At 63.3% G+C, this 15919-nt stretch carries 10 protein-coding genes; 5 read left to right on the forward strand and 5 right to left on the reverse strand.

Annotated elements, in window-relative coordinates; genetic code table 11:
* Positions 1-2 precede the first annotated feature (2 nt).
* Positions 3-467 (forward strand): NfeD family protein, encoded by a 465-nt coding sequence (locus EOA13_RS06095; RefSeq protein ID WP_023810067.1) that lies wholly within the window; start codon positions 3-5, stop codon positions 465-467.
* Positions 468-519: 52 nt separating this feature from the next.
* On the opposite strand, the gene EOA13_RS06100 is transcribed toward EOA13_RS06095, so the two are convergent.
* Positions 520-1521, reverse strand: a complete 1002-nt coding sequence (locus EOA13_RS06100) for a KpsF/GutQ family sugar-phosphate isomerase (RefSeq protein ID WP_127290516.1) — start codon at positions 1519-1521, stop codon at positions 520-522.
* Positions 1522-1771: 250 nt separating this feature from the next.
* Here EOA13_RS06100 and EOA13_RS06105 point away from each other — a divergent pair, with 250 nt between their 5' ends.
* Positions 1772-3562, forward strand: a complete 1791-nt coding sequence (locus EOA13_RS06105) for an outer membrane beta-barrel protein (protein WP_164779997.1) — start codon at positions 1772-1774, stop codon at positions 3560-3562.
* Positions 3563-3602: 40 nt separating this feature from the next.
* Here EOA13_RS06105 and galU read toward each other — a convergent pair whose 3' ends face one another.
* Entirely contained in the window at positions 3603-4508 is a 906-nt protein-coding gene (gene galU, locus EOA13_RS06110; RefSeq protein WP_023810070.1) for a UTP--glucose-1-phosphate uridylyltransferase GalU, read from the reverse strand.
* A 209-nt stretch (positions 4509-4717) separates the two neighbouring features.
* Here galU and EOA13_RS06115 point away from each other — a divergent pair, with 209 nt between their 5' ends.
* Together EOA13_RS06115 and EOA13_RS06120 are read left to right on the forward strand one after the other, a co-directional pair.
* Entirely contained in the window at positions 4718-5938 is a 1221-nt protein-coding gene (locus EOA13_RS06115; RefSeq protein WP_127290518.1) for a lytic murein transglycosylase, read from the forward strand.
* A 125-nt stretch (positions 5939-6063) separates the two neighbouring features.
* Positions 6064-7272 carry a DUF459 domain-containing protein gene (locus tag EOA13_RS06120; RefSeq protein ID WP_127290520.1) on the forward strand — a complete coding sequence of 403 codons (1209 nt, stop codon included), beginning with the start codon at positions 6064-6066 and terminating at the stop codon, positions 7270-7272.
* Positions 7273-7293: 21 nt separating this feature from the next.
* On the opposite strand, the gene EOA13_RS06125 is transcribed toward EOA13_RS06120, so the two are convergent.
* Together EOA13_RS06125 and gltB are read right to left on the reverse strand one after the other, a co-directional pair.
* The gene (locus EOA13_RS06125; RefSeq protein WP_023810073.1) at positions 7294-8748 is read right to left on the reverse strand and encodes a glutamate synthase subunit beta; all 1455 of its coding nucleotides are present in this window, start codon (positions 8746-8748) and stop codon (positions 7294-7296) included.
* A 140-nt stretch (positions 8749-8888) separates the two neighbouring features.
* Positions 8889-13625, reverse strand: coding sequence for a glutamate synthase large subunit (gene gltB / locus EOA13_RS06130; RefSeq protein WP_127290522.1), 4737 nt, complete (start codon positions 13623-13625; stop codon positions 8889-8891).
* 494 nt (positions 13626-14119) lie between these two features.
* On the opposite strand from gltB, the gene EOA13_RS06135 reads away from it, so the two are divergent.
* Entirely contained in the window at positions 14120-15169 is a 1050-nt protein-coding gene (locus EOA13_RS06135) for a low specificity L-threonine aldolase (protein ID WP_127290524.1), read from the forward strand.
* 72 nt (positions 15170-15241) lie between these two features.
* Here EOA13_RS06135 and EOA13_RS06140 read toward each other — a convergent pair whose 3' ends face one another.
* Complete coding sequence (locus EOA13_RS06140) at positions 15242-15709, reverse strand: Hsp20 family protein (protein WP_013529716.1); 468 nt, start codon at positions 15707-15709, stop codon at positions 15242-15244.
* Positions 15710-15919 lie beyond the last annotated feature (210 nt).

Raw genomic sequence — 15919 nt, forward strand, 5'->3', positions numbered from 1 at the left:
CAATGATCGACCGCATCGTTTCCGAACTCGGCCCGTGGAACTGGATGGTTCTCGGCTTCGTCCTGCTGGTGATGGAAATCATCGCGCCGGGTATCTTCATGCTGTGGATCGGCATCGCCGCGCTGATCATCGGCGCTGTGTCGCTGCTGATCTGGGACGCCGGCTTCTGGACCTGGCAGGTTCAGGTCCTCGCCTTCCTGGCGCTGTCGCTGGTCTCGGCCTATGTCGGCAAAAAGCTGGTCGGCAGCCGCAACGACCCGACCGACCAGCCACTGCTCAACCGGCGCGGCGCGCAAATGGTCGGCAGGATGGCGACACTTGCCGAGCCGATCCGGGACGGACGCGGCCGCATCAAGCTGGGCGATACGCTGTGGCGTGTCTCCGGCCCGGATTTGCCGGCCGGCACGCAAGTGCGCGTGACGGGCGCAGCCGATACGGATCTGGAACTGACCGTCGAGGCGGTCTGAACGAGCGCGCAGATTCAGGTCAGGCCGGCATCACCTGAATATCAGCACACCCTTAGGCGGCGCCGATACGCAGCAGGTCGTGCAGGTGGATGAGGCCGACTGGTTTCCGGCCCTCCACCACCATCAGGCTGGTGATGGCTGAATTGTTGATCGTTTGCAGCGCCGTTGCCACCAGCGTGTCCGGCGTCGCGGTCTTCGGGCCTTTTGTCATCACCTGATCCACCGTCATCGCCAGCAGATTGCTGCCGATGTGACGGCGGATGTCGCCATCGGTGATGATGCCGACCAGCGCACCGTCGGAGTCGGTGATCGCGACGCAGCCAAATCCCTTGCGCGACAGTTCCAGGATCGCGTCATGCATGCCGGTGCCCGCAACCACCAGCGGCAGCCTGTCGCCGACATGCATGATCTCGCGGATCTGCGTCAGGTTGGCGCCGAGCTGGCCGCCCGGGTGAAAGGTGCGGAAATGATCCGGCGTGAAGCCGCGTGCTTCGAGCAGCGCGATCGCCAGCGCGTCGCCCATCACCAGTTGCAGCAGCGTCGATGTCGTTGGCGCCAGGCCGTGCGGGCAGGCTTCCGGAGCGCGCGGCAAAAGCAGCACCACATCCGCCGCCCGCGCCAGCGCCGATGTCTCTCCGGCGGTGATGGCGATCAGCGGAATGGAAAAGCGCCTGGAATAGGCGACGATGCCCATCAGTTCCTTGCTCTCGCCCGACCACGACATGGCGATGATGGCGTCGTCTCTGGCGATCATGCCGAGATCGCCGTGGTTGGCTTCTGCGGGATGGACAAAGAAAGCCGGCGTGCCGGTCGAGGCCAGCGTCGCCGCGATCTTCGAACCGATATGGCCGCTTTTGCCGACACCGGTGACGATGAGCCGGCCTTCAATCCCAGAGATCATCTCGACAGCCTGGGCGAAAGGCGCGGCCAATCCGTTCTCCAAGGCCTCGGCAAGGGCTGCAACCCCAGCCTGTTCTGTCGCCACCGTCCTCAGCGCCGAAGCGATCGAGGCTTGCCTGTCCGAAGGCTTCTTATCCAGGGATCCCGCATGCATGGCTGATGCGATTAGCGCTTTGCCGGCGCGCTGTCCAACAGAAATGGCCCAAGGCATGTTGCCCGAACGTGTGCGGTGGTTTTTGACGACGGCAGGGGCGAAAACCAAAAGCTTAACGCACGCGGTATGAATGCCTTTGGAAATCAGCGCTTCAGGCGGCTGACGGGCCGCCGCCTCAACCCTCCGTTAACCATCCCCATTTACGGTTCGGTAAGTATGGCGCGCGTGCGCCGCGCAAGCAGTGGTGGCGATGTCCGGGGCCCAGCCAGAAAATTCGACAGGACGAAAGGGCAAGGCGGTCTGCGCCTTGCTGCTGGCAACCAGCATGTTTGCCTTGCTGCGCCCGGCGGCGCTCCATGCCCAGGAAACCGAACTGCGCGGCGAGGTTTCGGAATCGGCGATCCTGTCCGACCAGCAGCGCAAGGCGAGACAGCTGGCCCTGGCAGCGCAGGGTCAACAGCCGGCCAATGCAGCGCAGGACAATGCGCCGGCCCGCACCTATCTGCCGGCCAGCGCCGGTGCCGTGCCTGACGACGCCGAAACTGGCGACGCCAACGCGACCGGCAGCCTCTTCGACCCGGCGTCAGCCACCGACGACACGGCCGCCGACACTGCGGCGCCGCCCAAGCCTCGCCGCCGCTCATCGACCGCCGGGCAGAATGCTGCTGACCAGGCCAAGGACAAGGCTGCCGACAAATCGAAAAAGAAGAAGAAATCGACGGCCGACACCTCCGACATCACCGCTTCCACGACCGCCGCCACGACGGATGCTACCGATGGTGAAGAGACCGATGCGGACACGGCCAACCGCCGCGCTCTCACCATCGACAGTGCCGACAGGCAGAAGCTCGACCCAGGCGCGGAGCGCACGGACGCCATCGAAGGCCAGAAAAAGAAGCCGGAGGATGATCCGTTTGCTGCCACCGGCGTCAAATGGGGTTCCTTCGTCATCCGGCCGACGATCGAACAGGGCCTGACCGCCACATCGAACGGCGATTCGAGCAGTGCCGGCAAGTCGGCGCTGCTGTCCGAGACGGCGCTGCGCTTTTCCGCCGCCTCCGACTGGCGAGAGAACTCAGCCACGATCGACGGCTATGGCCTTTTTCGCGAGACCGTCTCGGGTTACCCGGTTCACGACGAGCAAGGGCGCATCGAAGGCCAGCTCAATGTCGACCTCGATAATGAGTTACGCGCCATCGCCAAGCTCGGCTACGAGGCCGTGCCGGAATCGGCATCATCGCCGGACGCCATTGCCGGCGTCAGCAAGCAGCCGCTGCGGCAGACCATCGATGGCAGCCTCGCCGTCGAAAAGCATCTCGGCAAGATGCAGTACACGTTGACCGGCGCGGTCTCGCACGACTTCTACGGCGACGCCAAGCTCTCGGACGGCACCTCGCTGTCGCAGAAGGATCAGGACTCCACGCTCTACACGGCGACGTTGCGCACCGGCTACGAGATCTCCCCTGCCCTGACCCCTTTCACCGAAATCGAGGTCGGCCGCCGGACTTATGATCAACGCATCGACAATGAAGGCTTCGAGCGCTCGTCGACGCGGCTCGGCGCCCGCGCTGGCCTTGCACTCGACATGGGTGAGAAGCTGTCGGGCGAATTCTCGGCCGGCTGGCTCAGGGAAGCGATCGACGACAAAAACCTTGATGCGATCTCCGGTGCCACCGTCAACGCCGACCTCAAATGGTCACCCGAGCGCGGCACCACGATCGGCCTGACCGGGCGGACCACCGTTGAGCCCACGACCACATCGGGCGAAAGCGGCGACATCCTCTATTCCGGTCGCCTGACCGGCGAGCGCCAGATTCGCGCCAACCTCACCGCCAATGCGGCTCTGGGCCTCGACTGGCGTGATTACATCGGCATCGACGGCCATGACAGGGTGTTGAGCGCCGAGGCCGGACTGACCTGGTGGCTGAACCGCTACGCCGGCCTGACCACAAGAGTGAGGACCGAGAAGCTGACCAGCAATCTGCCGGGCCGGGACTACACCGCCAACAGCATCTTCCTCGGCGTGAAGGTGCAGCGCTGAACGGCCGCACCAATGACATCCGGCCGCTCGCTAGAATGTTTTAAAACGCAGCGCCGCGGCGCTCAGACGGCTTCAGCTCGTCCAGAAGCGTGCGGATGACGCCAGCCATGTTCTCGTTCATGTCGCTGCGCCACAGCGCGAAGGCGACGTTGGCCTCGACGAAGCCTTCCGGCGATCCGCAGTCGAACGTGCGGCCTCGATAGTGGTAGCCGTAGAAAGGCTGCTGCTTTTCCAGCTTCAGCATGGCGTCGGTGAGCTGGATCTCGTTGCCGGCGCCTTTTTCCTGGCCTTCGAGGATCTTGAATATCTCCGGCTGCAGGATGTAGCGGCCGTTGATGTAAAGGTTGGACGGCGCGGTGCCGGCCTTCGGCTTTTCCACCATCTCGGTGATGCGGAAACCGTGATGCGTGTCCTCGCCGCGGCCGACGATGCCGTATTTGTGGGCTTCGGCGGGAGCGCATTCCTGCACCGCGATGATGTTGTTGCCGGTCTCCTCGTAGAGCTCGACCATTGCCTTCGTGCAGCTCTTCTCCGACTGCATGATCATGTCGGGCAGCAAAAGCGCGAAGGGCTCGTCGCCGACGAGCTCGCGGGCGCACCAGACGGCGTGACCAAGTCCCATCGGTACCTGCTGGCGTGTGAAACTGGTCTGCCCCGGCGCCGGCTGCAGCCGTTGCAGGCGGGCGAGCTGGTCGTCTTTGCCGCGCTGGGCCAGCGTGTCATAGAGTTCGAACTGGATGTCGAAATGGTCCTCGATGACGGCCTTGTTGCGGCCGGTGACGAAGATGAAATGCTCGATGCCGGCCTCGCGCGCCTCATCCACCACATACTGGATCACCGGCCGGTCGACGACGGTCAGCATTTCCTTGGGGACAGCCTTGGTGGCCGGGAGAAACCGTGTGCCGAGACCGGCGACCGGGAAGACTGCCTTGCGAACTCTCTTCATGCTTTCAATTATCCGTTTGAGGGCCAGCTCCGCAATCCCCGTTCCAAGACATTTTCACGCCGGAATTGGGGACTACTGGGCAACTGAGAGGAATGTCCACCGGTAAAGCTTCGAAGCGTCTTTTCGTTCCCGGTGGCGCCTATGGTAAACTAATTCCTAACCTGGTTCGGCGATGAATGGTCTTTCCTGAGACAGAGAAGGAGGAAAAGATGTCCGTTCGCAATGCCGCAAAACGTTTTACCAGCGTCATAGCGGCAGCCAGCCTATCGCTCGCTCTGCTGATGCCTGGCCCCGCTTTCGCCGATGCCGGTTTCCGGCAGTGGGTCGCCGGCTTCCGCGCCACCGCCGTGCAGAGCGGCGTTTCCGGCGCCCTCTACGACCAGGCCTTCAGGAACATCAGGGATATCGATCCGGTGGTGCTGGAAAAGGCGCGTACGCAGCCTGAATTCACGGCCCCTGCCTGGGACTATTTCGACAACCGCGTCCATGACCAGTCGGTCGCCGTCGGCCAGCAGATGGCCAGGAAATGGAAGCCGTGGCTGGACCGGATCGAGGCCAGGTTCGGTGTCAACCGCTACATCCTGCTGGCCATCTGGTCGATGGAATCGAACTATGGCGAGATCCTCAAGCGCGACGACATCATGCGCAACGTCGTGCGCTCGCTGGCGACCTTGGCCTATGCCGATCCGAAGCGGGCGAAATTCGCCCGCACCCAGCTGGTCGCCGCGCTGAAGATCCTGCAGACCGGCGACATCGACGAAAGCCATCTGAGCGGATCCTGGGCCGGCGCCATGGGCCACACCCAGTTCATCCCGACCAGCTATCTGCACTATGCCGTGGACATGGACGGCAATGGCAAGCGCGACATCTGGAATTCGATCCCCGATGCGCTGGCGACATCAGCCAATTTGCTGAAGAAGAATGGCTGGCAGGCCGGCAAGACCTGGGGTTACGAGGTCGCACTGCCGGCTGGCAAACTTCCCGGCGGTTCCAAGACGCTGTCGCAGTGGCAGGCGCTTGGCGTCGTCAGGGCCAATGGCAAGCCGTTCAAGAACGGCTCCGACAAAGCGACGCTGAAAGTACCGGACGGCCGCAGCGGGCCGGCCTTCCTGATGATCAAGAATTTCACGGTCATCAAAGCCTACAACAACGCCGACAAATATGCGCTTGCCGTCGGCCTTCTTGCCGACGAGATCGCCGGCTCCAGCGGTCTCGTGCAGGACTGGAAGCGGCCTTTCACCAAGCTCACTTTCGAGGAAAGGCAGGAGCTGCAGCAGCGGCTTTCCCAACATGGCCTTTATGACGGCAAGTTCGACGGCAAGATAGGCGACGGCTCGAAATCAGCCATCTTGGCCTTCCAGGCCAAGGCCGGCTTGACCCAGGACGGTTACCCGAGCATGGAAGTGCTGAAGTGGCTCCGGCAGAAATAGAGCCGCCTGCGGTGCCGCGCGGCCTTTCGGCCGCGCAAAGGACGCTGTAGCAATCTGGTTGGCGCAAAGTCCGTTGAAAAGTACGACTTTTCAAAAAGGGCTGCGCCAAGGGATGGAGGAAACGATTGGCTTCGGCTGCGCGCATCGCAGGGCTTGTTCGTCGCATGCCGGTGCTCATCCTGGCCGTGATCGTGCTCACCGTCGGTGTGGCTGGCGCCTTTCATGCGCCCGCCATGGCGCAGGAGCAGCAAAACCGCGGCTGGTCGTTGCGCGACCTTCTGTTTCCGCGCCGCAGCGAGCGCATCGAGCCGCCGCAGGACATCCAGAAGCCGAGGCCCAGGCCCAAGGCGAAAAAACCCCGTGCCCCGCGCCCGCCCGCGGAACCGGAAATCCCGGTGGTCGACAAGGCACCGGACGCCCGCACCGTCCTGGTGGTCGGCGACTTCATGGCGGCCGGCCTCGCCGAAGGCCTCGACACCGCCTTTGCCGAGAATACCGGCGTCAGGATCGTCGTTCGCAGCAATGGCTCGTCCGGCTTCGTACGCGATGATTTCTACAACTGGCCCGAACAGATCAAATCGCTGATCGAGACAGAAAAACCTGCCGCCGTGATCGTCATGCTGGGTTCCAACGACCGCCAGCAGATGAAGGTGGGAGACGTACGCGAGCAGCCCCGCTCTGAAACCTGGACCAAGGAATATGAGCGCCGGACCGAGGCGTTCGGCAAAGCTATCGCCGAGGCAAAGGTGCCCTTCCTATGGGTCGGCATGCCGGCGTTCCGGGTGCCGAAGATGACCTCCGACATGCTGGCCTTCAACGACATCTATCATCAGGCCGCTGAAAGCCATGGCGGTGAATTCGTCGACGTCTGGGACGGCTTCGTCGATGAGAACGGTGCTTTCGTCACCAGCGGCCCCGACATCAACGGCCAGCCGGTGCGGCTGCGCGCCGATGACGGCATCAACGTCTCGAGGGCGGGCAAGCGCAAGCTCGCCTTCTATACCGAAAAACCGTTGCTGAAGATCCTCGGCCTGACCGCGCCAGGAAGCGTGGTTACACCGTCCGCTCCGGCGGGCGCCCCTGTCGAGGCCCCGGCGCCGGCCGCGGCACCCATCGTCATCGACCGCACCGCGCCGATGCTGCTCAGCGATCCGGCACTCGACGGTGGCTCCGAACTGCTGGGCGCGGCACCGCCGGCGAAAGCAAATCCGGACCTGCCCGGTGAAAAGCTTGTGGTCGAGGGCAAGGCACCGATTGCATCGCCCGGCCGCGCCGACGATTTCTCCTGGCCGCCGAAGGCCGCAACCGACACCACAACCGCGATCAATCGTTAGTATCGCTGCACGCTCCTGGGCTCAGCGCGGGAGAACGCTCGACCCCATTAGCGCCTCGTCGATCGAGCGTGCCGCCTGGCGGCCCTCGCGGATTGCCCAGACGACCAGCGACTGGCCACGACGCACGTCGCCGGCCGCATAGAGCCTGTCCACGCTGGTCCTGTAGTCGCGGTCATTGGCCTCGACATTCCTGGAACGGCGGCTGTCGGTGGCGATCTTCATCTGCCCGTCCAATTCTCTCGCCACACCGGCCGCGGCCGGCCCGGCAAAGCCGATGGCGATGAAAGCGAGATCGGCACGAATGACGAATTCGGTACCGGCGATCGGCTTGCGCTTGTCGTCGACCTCGCAGCACTTGACGCCGGTCAGCTGGCCTTCCTCGCCGATGAATTCGAGCGTCGCCACTTGGAATTCGCGCTCCGCGCCTTCGGCCTGCGAAGACGAGGTGCGCATCTTGGTCGCCCAGTAAGGCCAGACCGAAAGCTTGTCTTCCTTTTCCGGCGGCTGCGGGCGGATGTCGAGCTGAGTGACGCGCACGGCGCCCTGGCGGAAGGCCGTGCCGACACAGTCGGACGCGGTATCGCCGCCGCCGACGACGACGACATGCTGGCCGCCGGCGATGATCGGATGCGACGGCCACGCCACCGACTGGATCGGTTCGCCGCCGACCCGCCTGTTCTGCTGCACCAGATAGGGCATCGCGTCATGCACGCCGCCGAGATCGTCGCCGGGAATGCCGGCCGCGCGCGGCGTTTCCGAGCCGCCGCAATAGAGCACGGCATCATGTTCGGCGAGCAGCTCGGCAACCGGCTTGTCGACGCCGACATTGACGCCGCAATGGAATGTCACGCCCTCACCCTGCATCTGTTCGATGCGGCGGTCGATATAGTGCTTCTCGATCTTGAAGTCGGGAATGCCGTAGCGCATCAGGCCGCCGGGCCGGCTCTCGCGCTCATACACATGGACGTCATGGCCGGCGCGGCCAAGCTGCTGGGCAGCCGCCATACCGGCCGGACCGGAACCGATGACGGCGACGCGCTTGCCGGTCTTCTTTTCCGGCGGATAGGGCCTGATATGGCCGGTTTCATAGGCCTTGTCGGCGATCGCCTGCTCGACCGTCTTGATGGCGACGGGAATGTCCTCGAGGTTCAGCGTGCAGGCTTCCTCGCAGGGCGCGGGGCAGATGCGGCCGGTGAACTCCGGGAAATTGTTGGTCGAATGCAGGTTGCGGATCGCGTTGTCCCAGTCGCCATTGTAGACGAGGTCGTTCCAGTCTGGGATCTGGTTGTGGATGGGGCAACCGGTCGGCCCGTGGCAGAACGGAATGCCGCAATCCATGCAGCGCGCGGCCTGTTTCTCGACCTCCTTGTCAGACATCGGCAGCGTGAACTCGCGGAAATGCCGGATGCGGTCGGAGGCCGGCTGGTACTTGTGCACCTGCCGGTCGATTTCGAGAAAGCCTGTTACCTTGCCCATAGTCCAGTTCCTGCTGTCCAGATGGTGCGGTTTTCGCCGCACCCGTTAACCCCTTGAGGCAGCCATGGCAACCTTGCGCCGGAGGTCAAACTGTCGATGAAGATGGGCCGGGAAGCCTGGGCTCCCCGGCAATTGCAAGCCTATTCCGCCGCGACGCCCATGCGCATGCGTTCCATTTCGATCAGGGCGCGGCGGTATTCGACCGGCATGATCTTGCGGAACTTCGGCCGGAAAGTCGTCCAGTCGTCGAGAATCTCGCGGCCACGTACCGACCCGGTGTAATGCACATGGTTGGAAATCAGCTGGTAAAGCCGCTCCTCGTCATGGCTGGTCATGTCGCCGGAGACGTCGACGCGACCCTTGTGATCGAGGTCGCCGCCATGGTGCAGCAGCCTTTCCATCAGATCGTCTTCTTCGGGAACCGGCTCCAGCTCGACCATCGCCATGTTGCAGCGCTCGGCGAAATCACCCGCCTCGTCGAGCACATAGGCGACGCCGCCAGACATGCCGGCGGCGAAGTTGCGGCCGGTCTGGCCGATGACGACGACGATGCCGCCGGTCATGTACTCGCAGCCATGGTCGCCGACGCCTTCGACGACGGCGGCGACGCCCGAATTGCGCACGGCGAAACGCTCGCCTGCGACACCGGCGAAATAGGCCTCGCCCTCGGTCGCGCCATAGAGCACGGTATTGCCGACTATGATGGATTCGGCCGCGACGATCTTGGCCTCTTCGGGCGGCCGGATGATGATGCGTCCGCCCGACAGGCCCTTGCCGACATAGTCGTTGCCGGCGCCGACAAGCTCGAACGAGATGCCGCGCGCCAGGAAGGCGCCGAAGGACTGGCCGGCGGTGCCGGTCAGCTTCACCTGGATCGTGTCCTCGCGCAGGCCTTTGTGCTTGAAGCGCTTGGCCACTTCACCCGACAGCATGGCGCCCGTCGAGCGGTCGACATTGCGGATATCGACCTCGATCTTGACCGGCAGCTTGCTCTCGAGCGCGGGCTTCGCCAGTTCGATCAGCTTGCGGTCGAGCACGTCGTCGATCGGGTGCTTCTGCCGCTCGGTCCAATGCACGGCCTCATGCGGCGCATCCGGCTTGAAGAACATCTTCGAGAAATCGAGCCCGCGTGCCTTCCAGTGCACGATCAGGTCGCGCTTTTCCAGAAGATCGGTGTCGCCGATAATCTGGTCGAGATGGGTGTAGCCCATCTCGGCGAGCAGCTCCCTCACCTCTTCCGCCACGTAGAAGAAGAAGTTGATGACATGCTCGGGCGTGCCCTTGAAGCGCTTGCGCAGCACCGGATCCTGAGTCGCGACGCCGACCGGGCAGGTGTTGAGATGGCACTTGCGCATCATGATGCAGCCGGCCGCGATCAGCGGCGCGGTCGAGAAGCCGAATTCGTCGGCGCCGAGCAGCGCGCCGATGATCACGTCGCGGCCGGTGCGCAACCCGCCATCGACCTGCAGCGCAACGCGCGACCGCAGACCGTTCAGCACCAGCGTCTGGTGCGTCTCGGCAAGGCCCATTTCCCATGGGCTGCCGGCATGCTTGAGCGAGGTCAGCGGCGAGGCGCCCGTGCCGCCATCATAGCCCGAAATGGTGATGTGGTCGGCGCGCGCCTTGGCGACACCAGCCGCAACCGTGCCGACACCGACTTCCGACACCAGCTTGACCGACACATCGGCCGCCGGATTGACGTTCTTCAAATCGTAGATCAGCTGCGCCAGATCCTCGATCGAATAGATGTCGTGATGCGGCGGCGGCGAGATCAGGCCGACGCCCGGCGTCGAATGCCGGACTTTGGCGATGGTCGCGTCGACCTTGTGGCCGGGCAGCTGGCCGCCCTCGCCGGGCTTGGCACCCTGCGCCACCTTGATCTGCATCATGTCGGAATTGACGAGGTATTCGGCCGTGACGCCGAAACGACCCGAGGCGATCTGCTTGATCGCCGAGCGTTCCGGGTTCTTGCCGCCGCCAGGCAGCGGCAGATAGCGGTCGGCCTCTTCGCCACCCTCGCCGGTGTTCGACTTGCCGCCGATCTGGTTCATCGCGCGCGCCAGCGTGGTGTGCGCTTCGCGCGAGATCGAACCGAACGACATCGCCCCGGTCGAGAACCGCTTGACGATGTCGGCCGCTGACATGACGTCGTCGAGCGCCGCCTTCTTGCGGCCGGTTTCTCCGGCCAGCTTGATCTTGAACAGGCCGCGAATGGTCTGCGCGCGGGCCGTCTCGCTGTCGATCTGGGCGGAATAGTCCTTGAACGTTTCCCATGATCCCTGGCGAACGGCGTGCTGCAAGGTGGCGACCGCGTCGGGCGACCACATATGCGCCTCGCCGCGCATACGGTACATGTATTCGCCGCCGACCTCGAGGCTGTTGCGCAGCACGGGGTCGCTGCCGAAACCGTCATTGTGGCGGCTGAGCGTCTCGGTCGCGATCTCGTCCAGCCCGACGCCTTCGATCAGTGTCGCGGTCCCGGTGAAATATTGCTGCACGAAATCGGTCTTCAGCCCGATGGCGTCGAAAATCTGCGCGCCGCAATAGGACTGGTAGGTCGAGATGCCCATCTTGGACATCACCTTGAGGATGCCCTTGCCGATCGACTTGATGTAGCGCGAAACGACTTCGTAGGCGTCCACTTCCTTCGGCAGTTCGCCGCGCTTGTGCATGTCGAGCAGCGTGTCGAAGGCAAGGTACGGGTTGATCGCCTCGGCGCCATAGCCGGCAAGGCAGCAGAAATGATGCACTTCGCGCGGCTCGCCGGATTCGACGACGAGGCCGACCGAGGTGCGCAGCCCCTTGCGGATCAGGTGATGATGGACCGCAGCCGTAGCCAGCAGCGCCGGGATGGCGATGCGGTCCGGCCCGACCTGGCGGTCGGACAGGATGATGATGTTGTAGCCGCCGGCGACCGCCGCCTCGGCCCGCTCGCACAAGCGGTCGATGGCGCCCTGCATGCCCGCGGCCCCTTCGGCCGAGCCATAGGTGATGTCGATCGTCTTGGTGTCGAAGCGGTCCTCGGTGTGGCCGATGGAACGGATCTTTTCGAGATCGCCATTGGTCAGGATCGGCTGGCGCACCTCGAGCCGCTTGCGGCGCGAATTGCCGACCAGGTCGAAGATGTTGGGCCGTGGCCCGATGAAGGACACCAGGCTCATCACCAGCTCCTCGCGGATCGGGTCGATCGGCGGATTGGTGACCTGGGCGAAGTTCTGCTTGAAATAGGTGTAGAGCAGCTTCGACTTGTCCGACATCGCCGAGATCGGCGTGTCGGTGCCCATCGAACCCACCGCCTCCTGGCCAGTCGTCGCCATCGGCGACATCAAGAGCTTGGTGTCTTCCTGGCTGTAGCCGAACGCCTGCTGGCGATCGAGCAGGCTGACATCCTTGCGCAGCGCGCGCGGTTCGACCGGCTTCAAATCTTCGAGGATGAGCTGTGTGTTGGCGAGCCAGGTCTTGTAGGGATGCTTGGTCGCGATCTCGGACTTGAGCTCCTCGTCGGAGACGATACGCCCCTTCTCCAGGTCGATCAGCAGCATCCGGCCTGGCTGCAGCCGCCACTTCTTGACGATCTTCTCCTCGGGCACCGGCAGCACGCCGGCTTCCGAGGCCATGATGACGCGGTCGTCGTCGGTGACGATGTAGCGTGCCGGGCGCAGGCCATTGCGGTCGAGCGTGGCGCCGATCTGGCGTCCATCGGTGAAAACCACCGCCGCCGGCCCGTCCCACGGCTCCATCAGTGCCGCATGGTATTCGTAGAAGGCCTTGCGATCGGCATCCATGAGCTTGTTGCCGGCCCAGGCTTCCGGGATCAGCATCATCATGGCATGGCTGAGCCTGTACCCGCCCTGGAACAGGAACTCGAGCGCATTGTCGAAGCAGGCGGTGTCGGACTGGCCGTCATAGGAAATCGGCCACAGCTTCGAGATGTTGTTGCCGAACAGTTCGGAATCGACCGACGCCTGGCGCGCAGCCATCCAGTTGTTGTTGCCGCGCACGGTGTTGATCTCGCCATTGTGGGCGACCATGCGGTAGGGATGCGCCAGCTTCCAAGACGGGAAGGTGTTGGTCGAGAAGCGCTGGTGGACGAGGATCAGCGCGGTCTCGAAGCGCGGATCGATCAGGTCCTTGTAATAGGCGCCGACCTGGTAGGCCAGGAACATGCCCTTGTAGACGATGGTGCGCGCCGACAGCGACACGCAATAGGCGCCGATGTCCTTGTTGTCGTTCTCGGCGTAGATGCGGCCCGATATGACCTTGCGCAGCAGATAGAGCCTGGCCTCGTATTCCTCGTCATCGGTAATGTCTGGCGTGCGGCCGATGAATATCTGCCGATGGAACGGCTCGGATGCCACGATGTCAGGCGCCTTCGACAGCGACGAATTGTCGACGGGCACGTCACGGAAACCGATGAGCGGAAGCCCCTCGGATTGCGCCGATTCGGCAATGATGTCCTCGATATGGGCGCGAAGGGCCGCGTCCTGCGGCATGAACCAGTGTCCGACGCCGTACTGGCCGGCCGGCGGCAGTTCGATACCCTGGGCCGCCATCTCCTCGCGGAAGAACTGGTCGGGAAGCTGCACCAGCACGCCGGCGCCATCGCCGACCAGCGGATCGGCGCCAACGGCGCCGCGATGCGTCAGGTTTTCGAGCACAGCCAGCCCGTCCTTGACGATCTGATGCGACTTCACGCCCTTCATGTTGACGATGAAACCGACGCCGCAGGCGTCATGCTCGTTGCGAGGATCGTAAAGGCCCTGGGCGGAAAGGCCGTTGGCGGTTCGGCCAATATCGGTCCGGGACATGGTTTTGACGGTTGCCGCTTTCGTCTGCGCGGCCTGGCCGTTCGTCGCAGAGTGCGTCATGTCCGTCATCTCCTGTCCTCCATTCCCAGCCATTCAGGCGCTGGTTTGCCTCGGCAAGCGCTTGGCTCACCCTGATCCTTGTGGCACGTCTTGCGAAATCCTTGCCGAACCAGGCGGCTTTCCGCATGGATCGCATCTGGTAATCGTACAGGCCAGAGTCTGGCTGTCCACCTGTCGCTCGCGGCAACAGCCGGAGAGGCCCAAATGATACGCCAATCCAGCTCGTTTTGTGCGACAAAATAAGACAGCACTACTGTCCTAAATTTTTATGGCAGAAATTCCGGACGCACACAAGACCGATTCACAAAAAACTTGGGCTTTTCGCGACAGAAAATGTCGTGAAGTTGGGGGAAAACGTAAGCTTCAGTCGTCGGCCCGGGCTTTGTCGGTTGGCTGGCTTTACCATTTTTCCGGCGCCTGGCCCCTTGCGGTCCGCTCGCGAAACCGGTCAACTTCAGGCTGATTTCCCCAAAGCCCCGATCTCCCAAGACATAGGCAGATGCATGTTCTTCGCTTCCGACAATTGGGCAGGCGCCCATCCCAATATTGCCGCCGGCCTGTCGGCCAATGCCGGCGGCTTTGCCACCGCCTATGGCGACGGTGCGCTCGACCGGGCAGTCTACCAGCGCTTCAGTGAGATTTTCGAACGCGAGGTCGCGGTGTTCTTCGTCGCCACCGGCACGGCCGCCAACTCGCTGGCGCTCACCGCTTACAACAAGCCGGGCGGCATTTCCTTTGCTCATCGCGAATCGCATGTCATCGAGGACGAATGCGGCGCGCCGGTGTATTTTTCCGGCGGCTCTCGCCTGCATGAGATCGATGGCGCGCTGGGCAAGATCGATCCGCACAATCTGGAAAGGACCATCGGCCGTTTCGCACCGGAAATCGTCCATTGGGGACGACCGATGGCCGTTTCGATCACCCAGTCGACCGAGGTCGGCACCATCTACGGCCTGGATGAGATCGAGACGATCTCCGCGATCGCCAAACAATATTCGGTGCCCCTGCACATGGATGGCGCCCGCTTTGCCAATGCGCTGGTCGCACTCGACACGACACCGGCCGAAATGACCTGGAAACGCGGCGTCGACATCCTCTCCTTCGGCGGCACCAAGAACGGCTGCTGGTGCGCCGAGGCGGTCGTGCTGTTCGATCTTGATCGTGCCAGGGAATTGGCCTTCCTGCGCAAGCGCGCCGCCCAGCTGTTTTCGAAATCGCGCTTCGTGGCGGCGCAGTTCGAGGCCTATTTCAAGGATGGACTGTGGCTGGACACCGCCCGCCACGCCAACGCTATGGCCGCACGGCTTGCCGCCGCGATCGAGGATTCGGCCACGGCCAAGCTGGCATGGCTGCCGCAGGCGAACGAGGTTTTCGCGGTGATCAAGAAAGCCGAGGCCGAGGGGCTGCAGGCCGCGGGGGCCGCCTTCTACGACTGGCACAAGCCGCATGGCTTTGACGGCCACATCGGCGAGGACGAGTTGCTCTACCGCTTCGTCACCAGCTTTGCGACGACAGCCGATGAAGTCGACCGTTTTGGCCAGCTGATCGCCTGATAACGGATATCCCGGACAACAAAAAAGCGGCGCCTTTCGGCGCCGCTTCCGTCTCGGGAGGAGACTTGTACTTTAGGCAGCGGTCTTGGCCTCGATCTGCTTGGCCTTGGCCGAAGACGCCGTAATGGCGATCTTGCGCGGCTTCAGCTCCTCCGGGATGTTGCGCTTGAGGTCGACGAAGAGCAGGCCGTTCTTCAGCGAGGCGCCAACGACCTCGACGTGGTCGGCAAGCTGGAAGCGGCGTTCGAAAGCCCTCGAGGCAATGCCGCGATAGAGCAGCTCAGAGCCTTCGCCGGTACCCTCGTCCTTGCGCTCACCCTTCACGGTCAGCACGTTGCGATGGGCTTCGATCGAGATTTCCTCGTCCGAGAAGCCGGCAACCGCCATCGAGATGCGGTAGGAATCCTCACCGGTGCGCTCGATGTTGTAGGGCGGATAGGTCTGCGCGCCATCCGGCTGCGCAAGCGAATCGAGCATCGTGAACAGACGATCGAAGCCGACGGTAGAGCGATAAAGCGGGGAAAAATCAACGTGACGCATGAGGTGTTCTCCTGTTGAGCAACATGGTTTGCGTATGGCCGGTGCGAAACCCTTGAGCGGCGTTTCGGGTGGGCCAGCGGCCCCGACATTGGCGACCGCACGAGACATTTGGGGAGCGCTGGAAAGCATTTCAAGATTTCACCTGGCGGCAAAAACCACGGCGGCAGGCCCCTTGATGAACGGCAGATGAACCGGCACTTCGGCGCGCGT

Source organism: Mesorhizobium sp. M7A.F.Ca.US.011.01.1.1 (assembly GCF_003998295.1).
GTDB lineage: Bacteria > Pseudomonadota > Alphaproteobacteria > Rhizobiales > Rhizobiaceae > Mesorhizobium.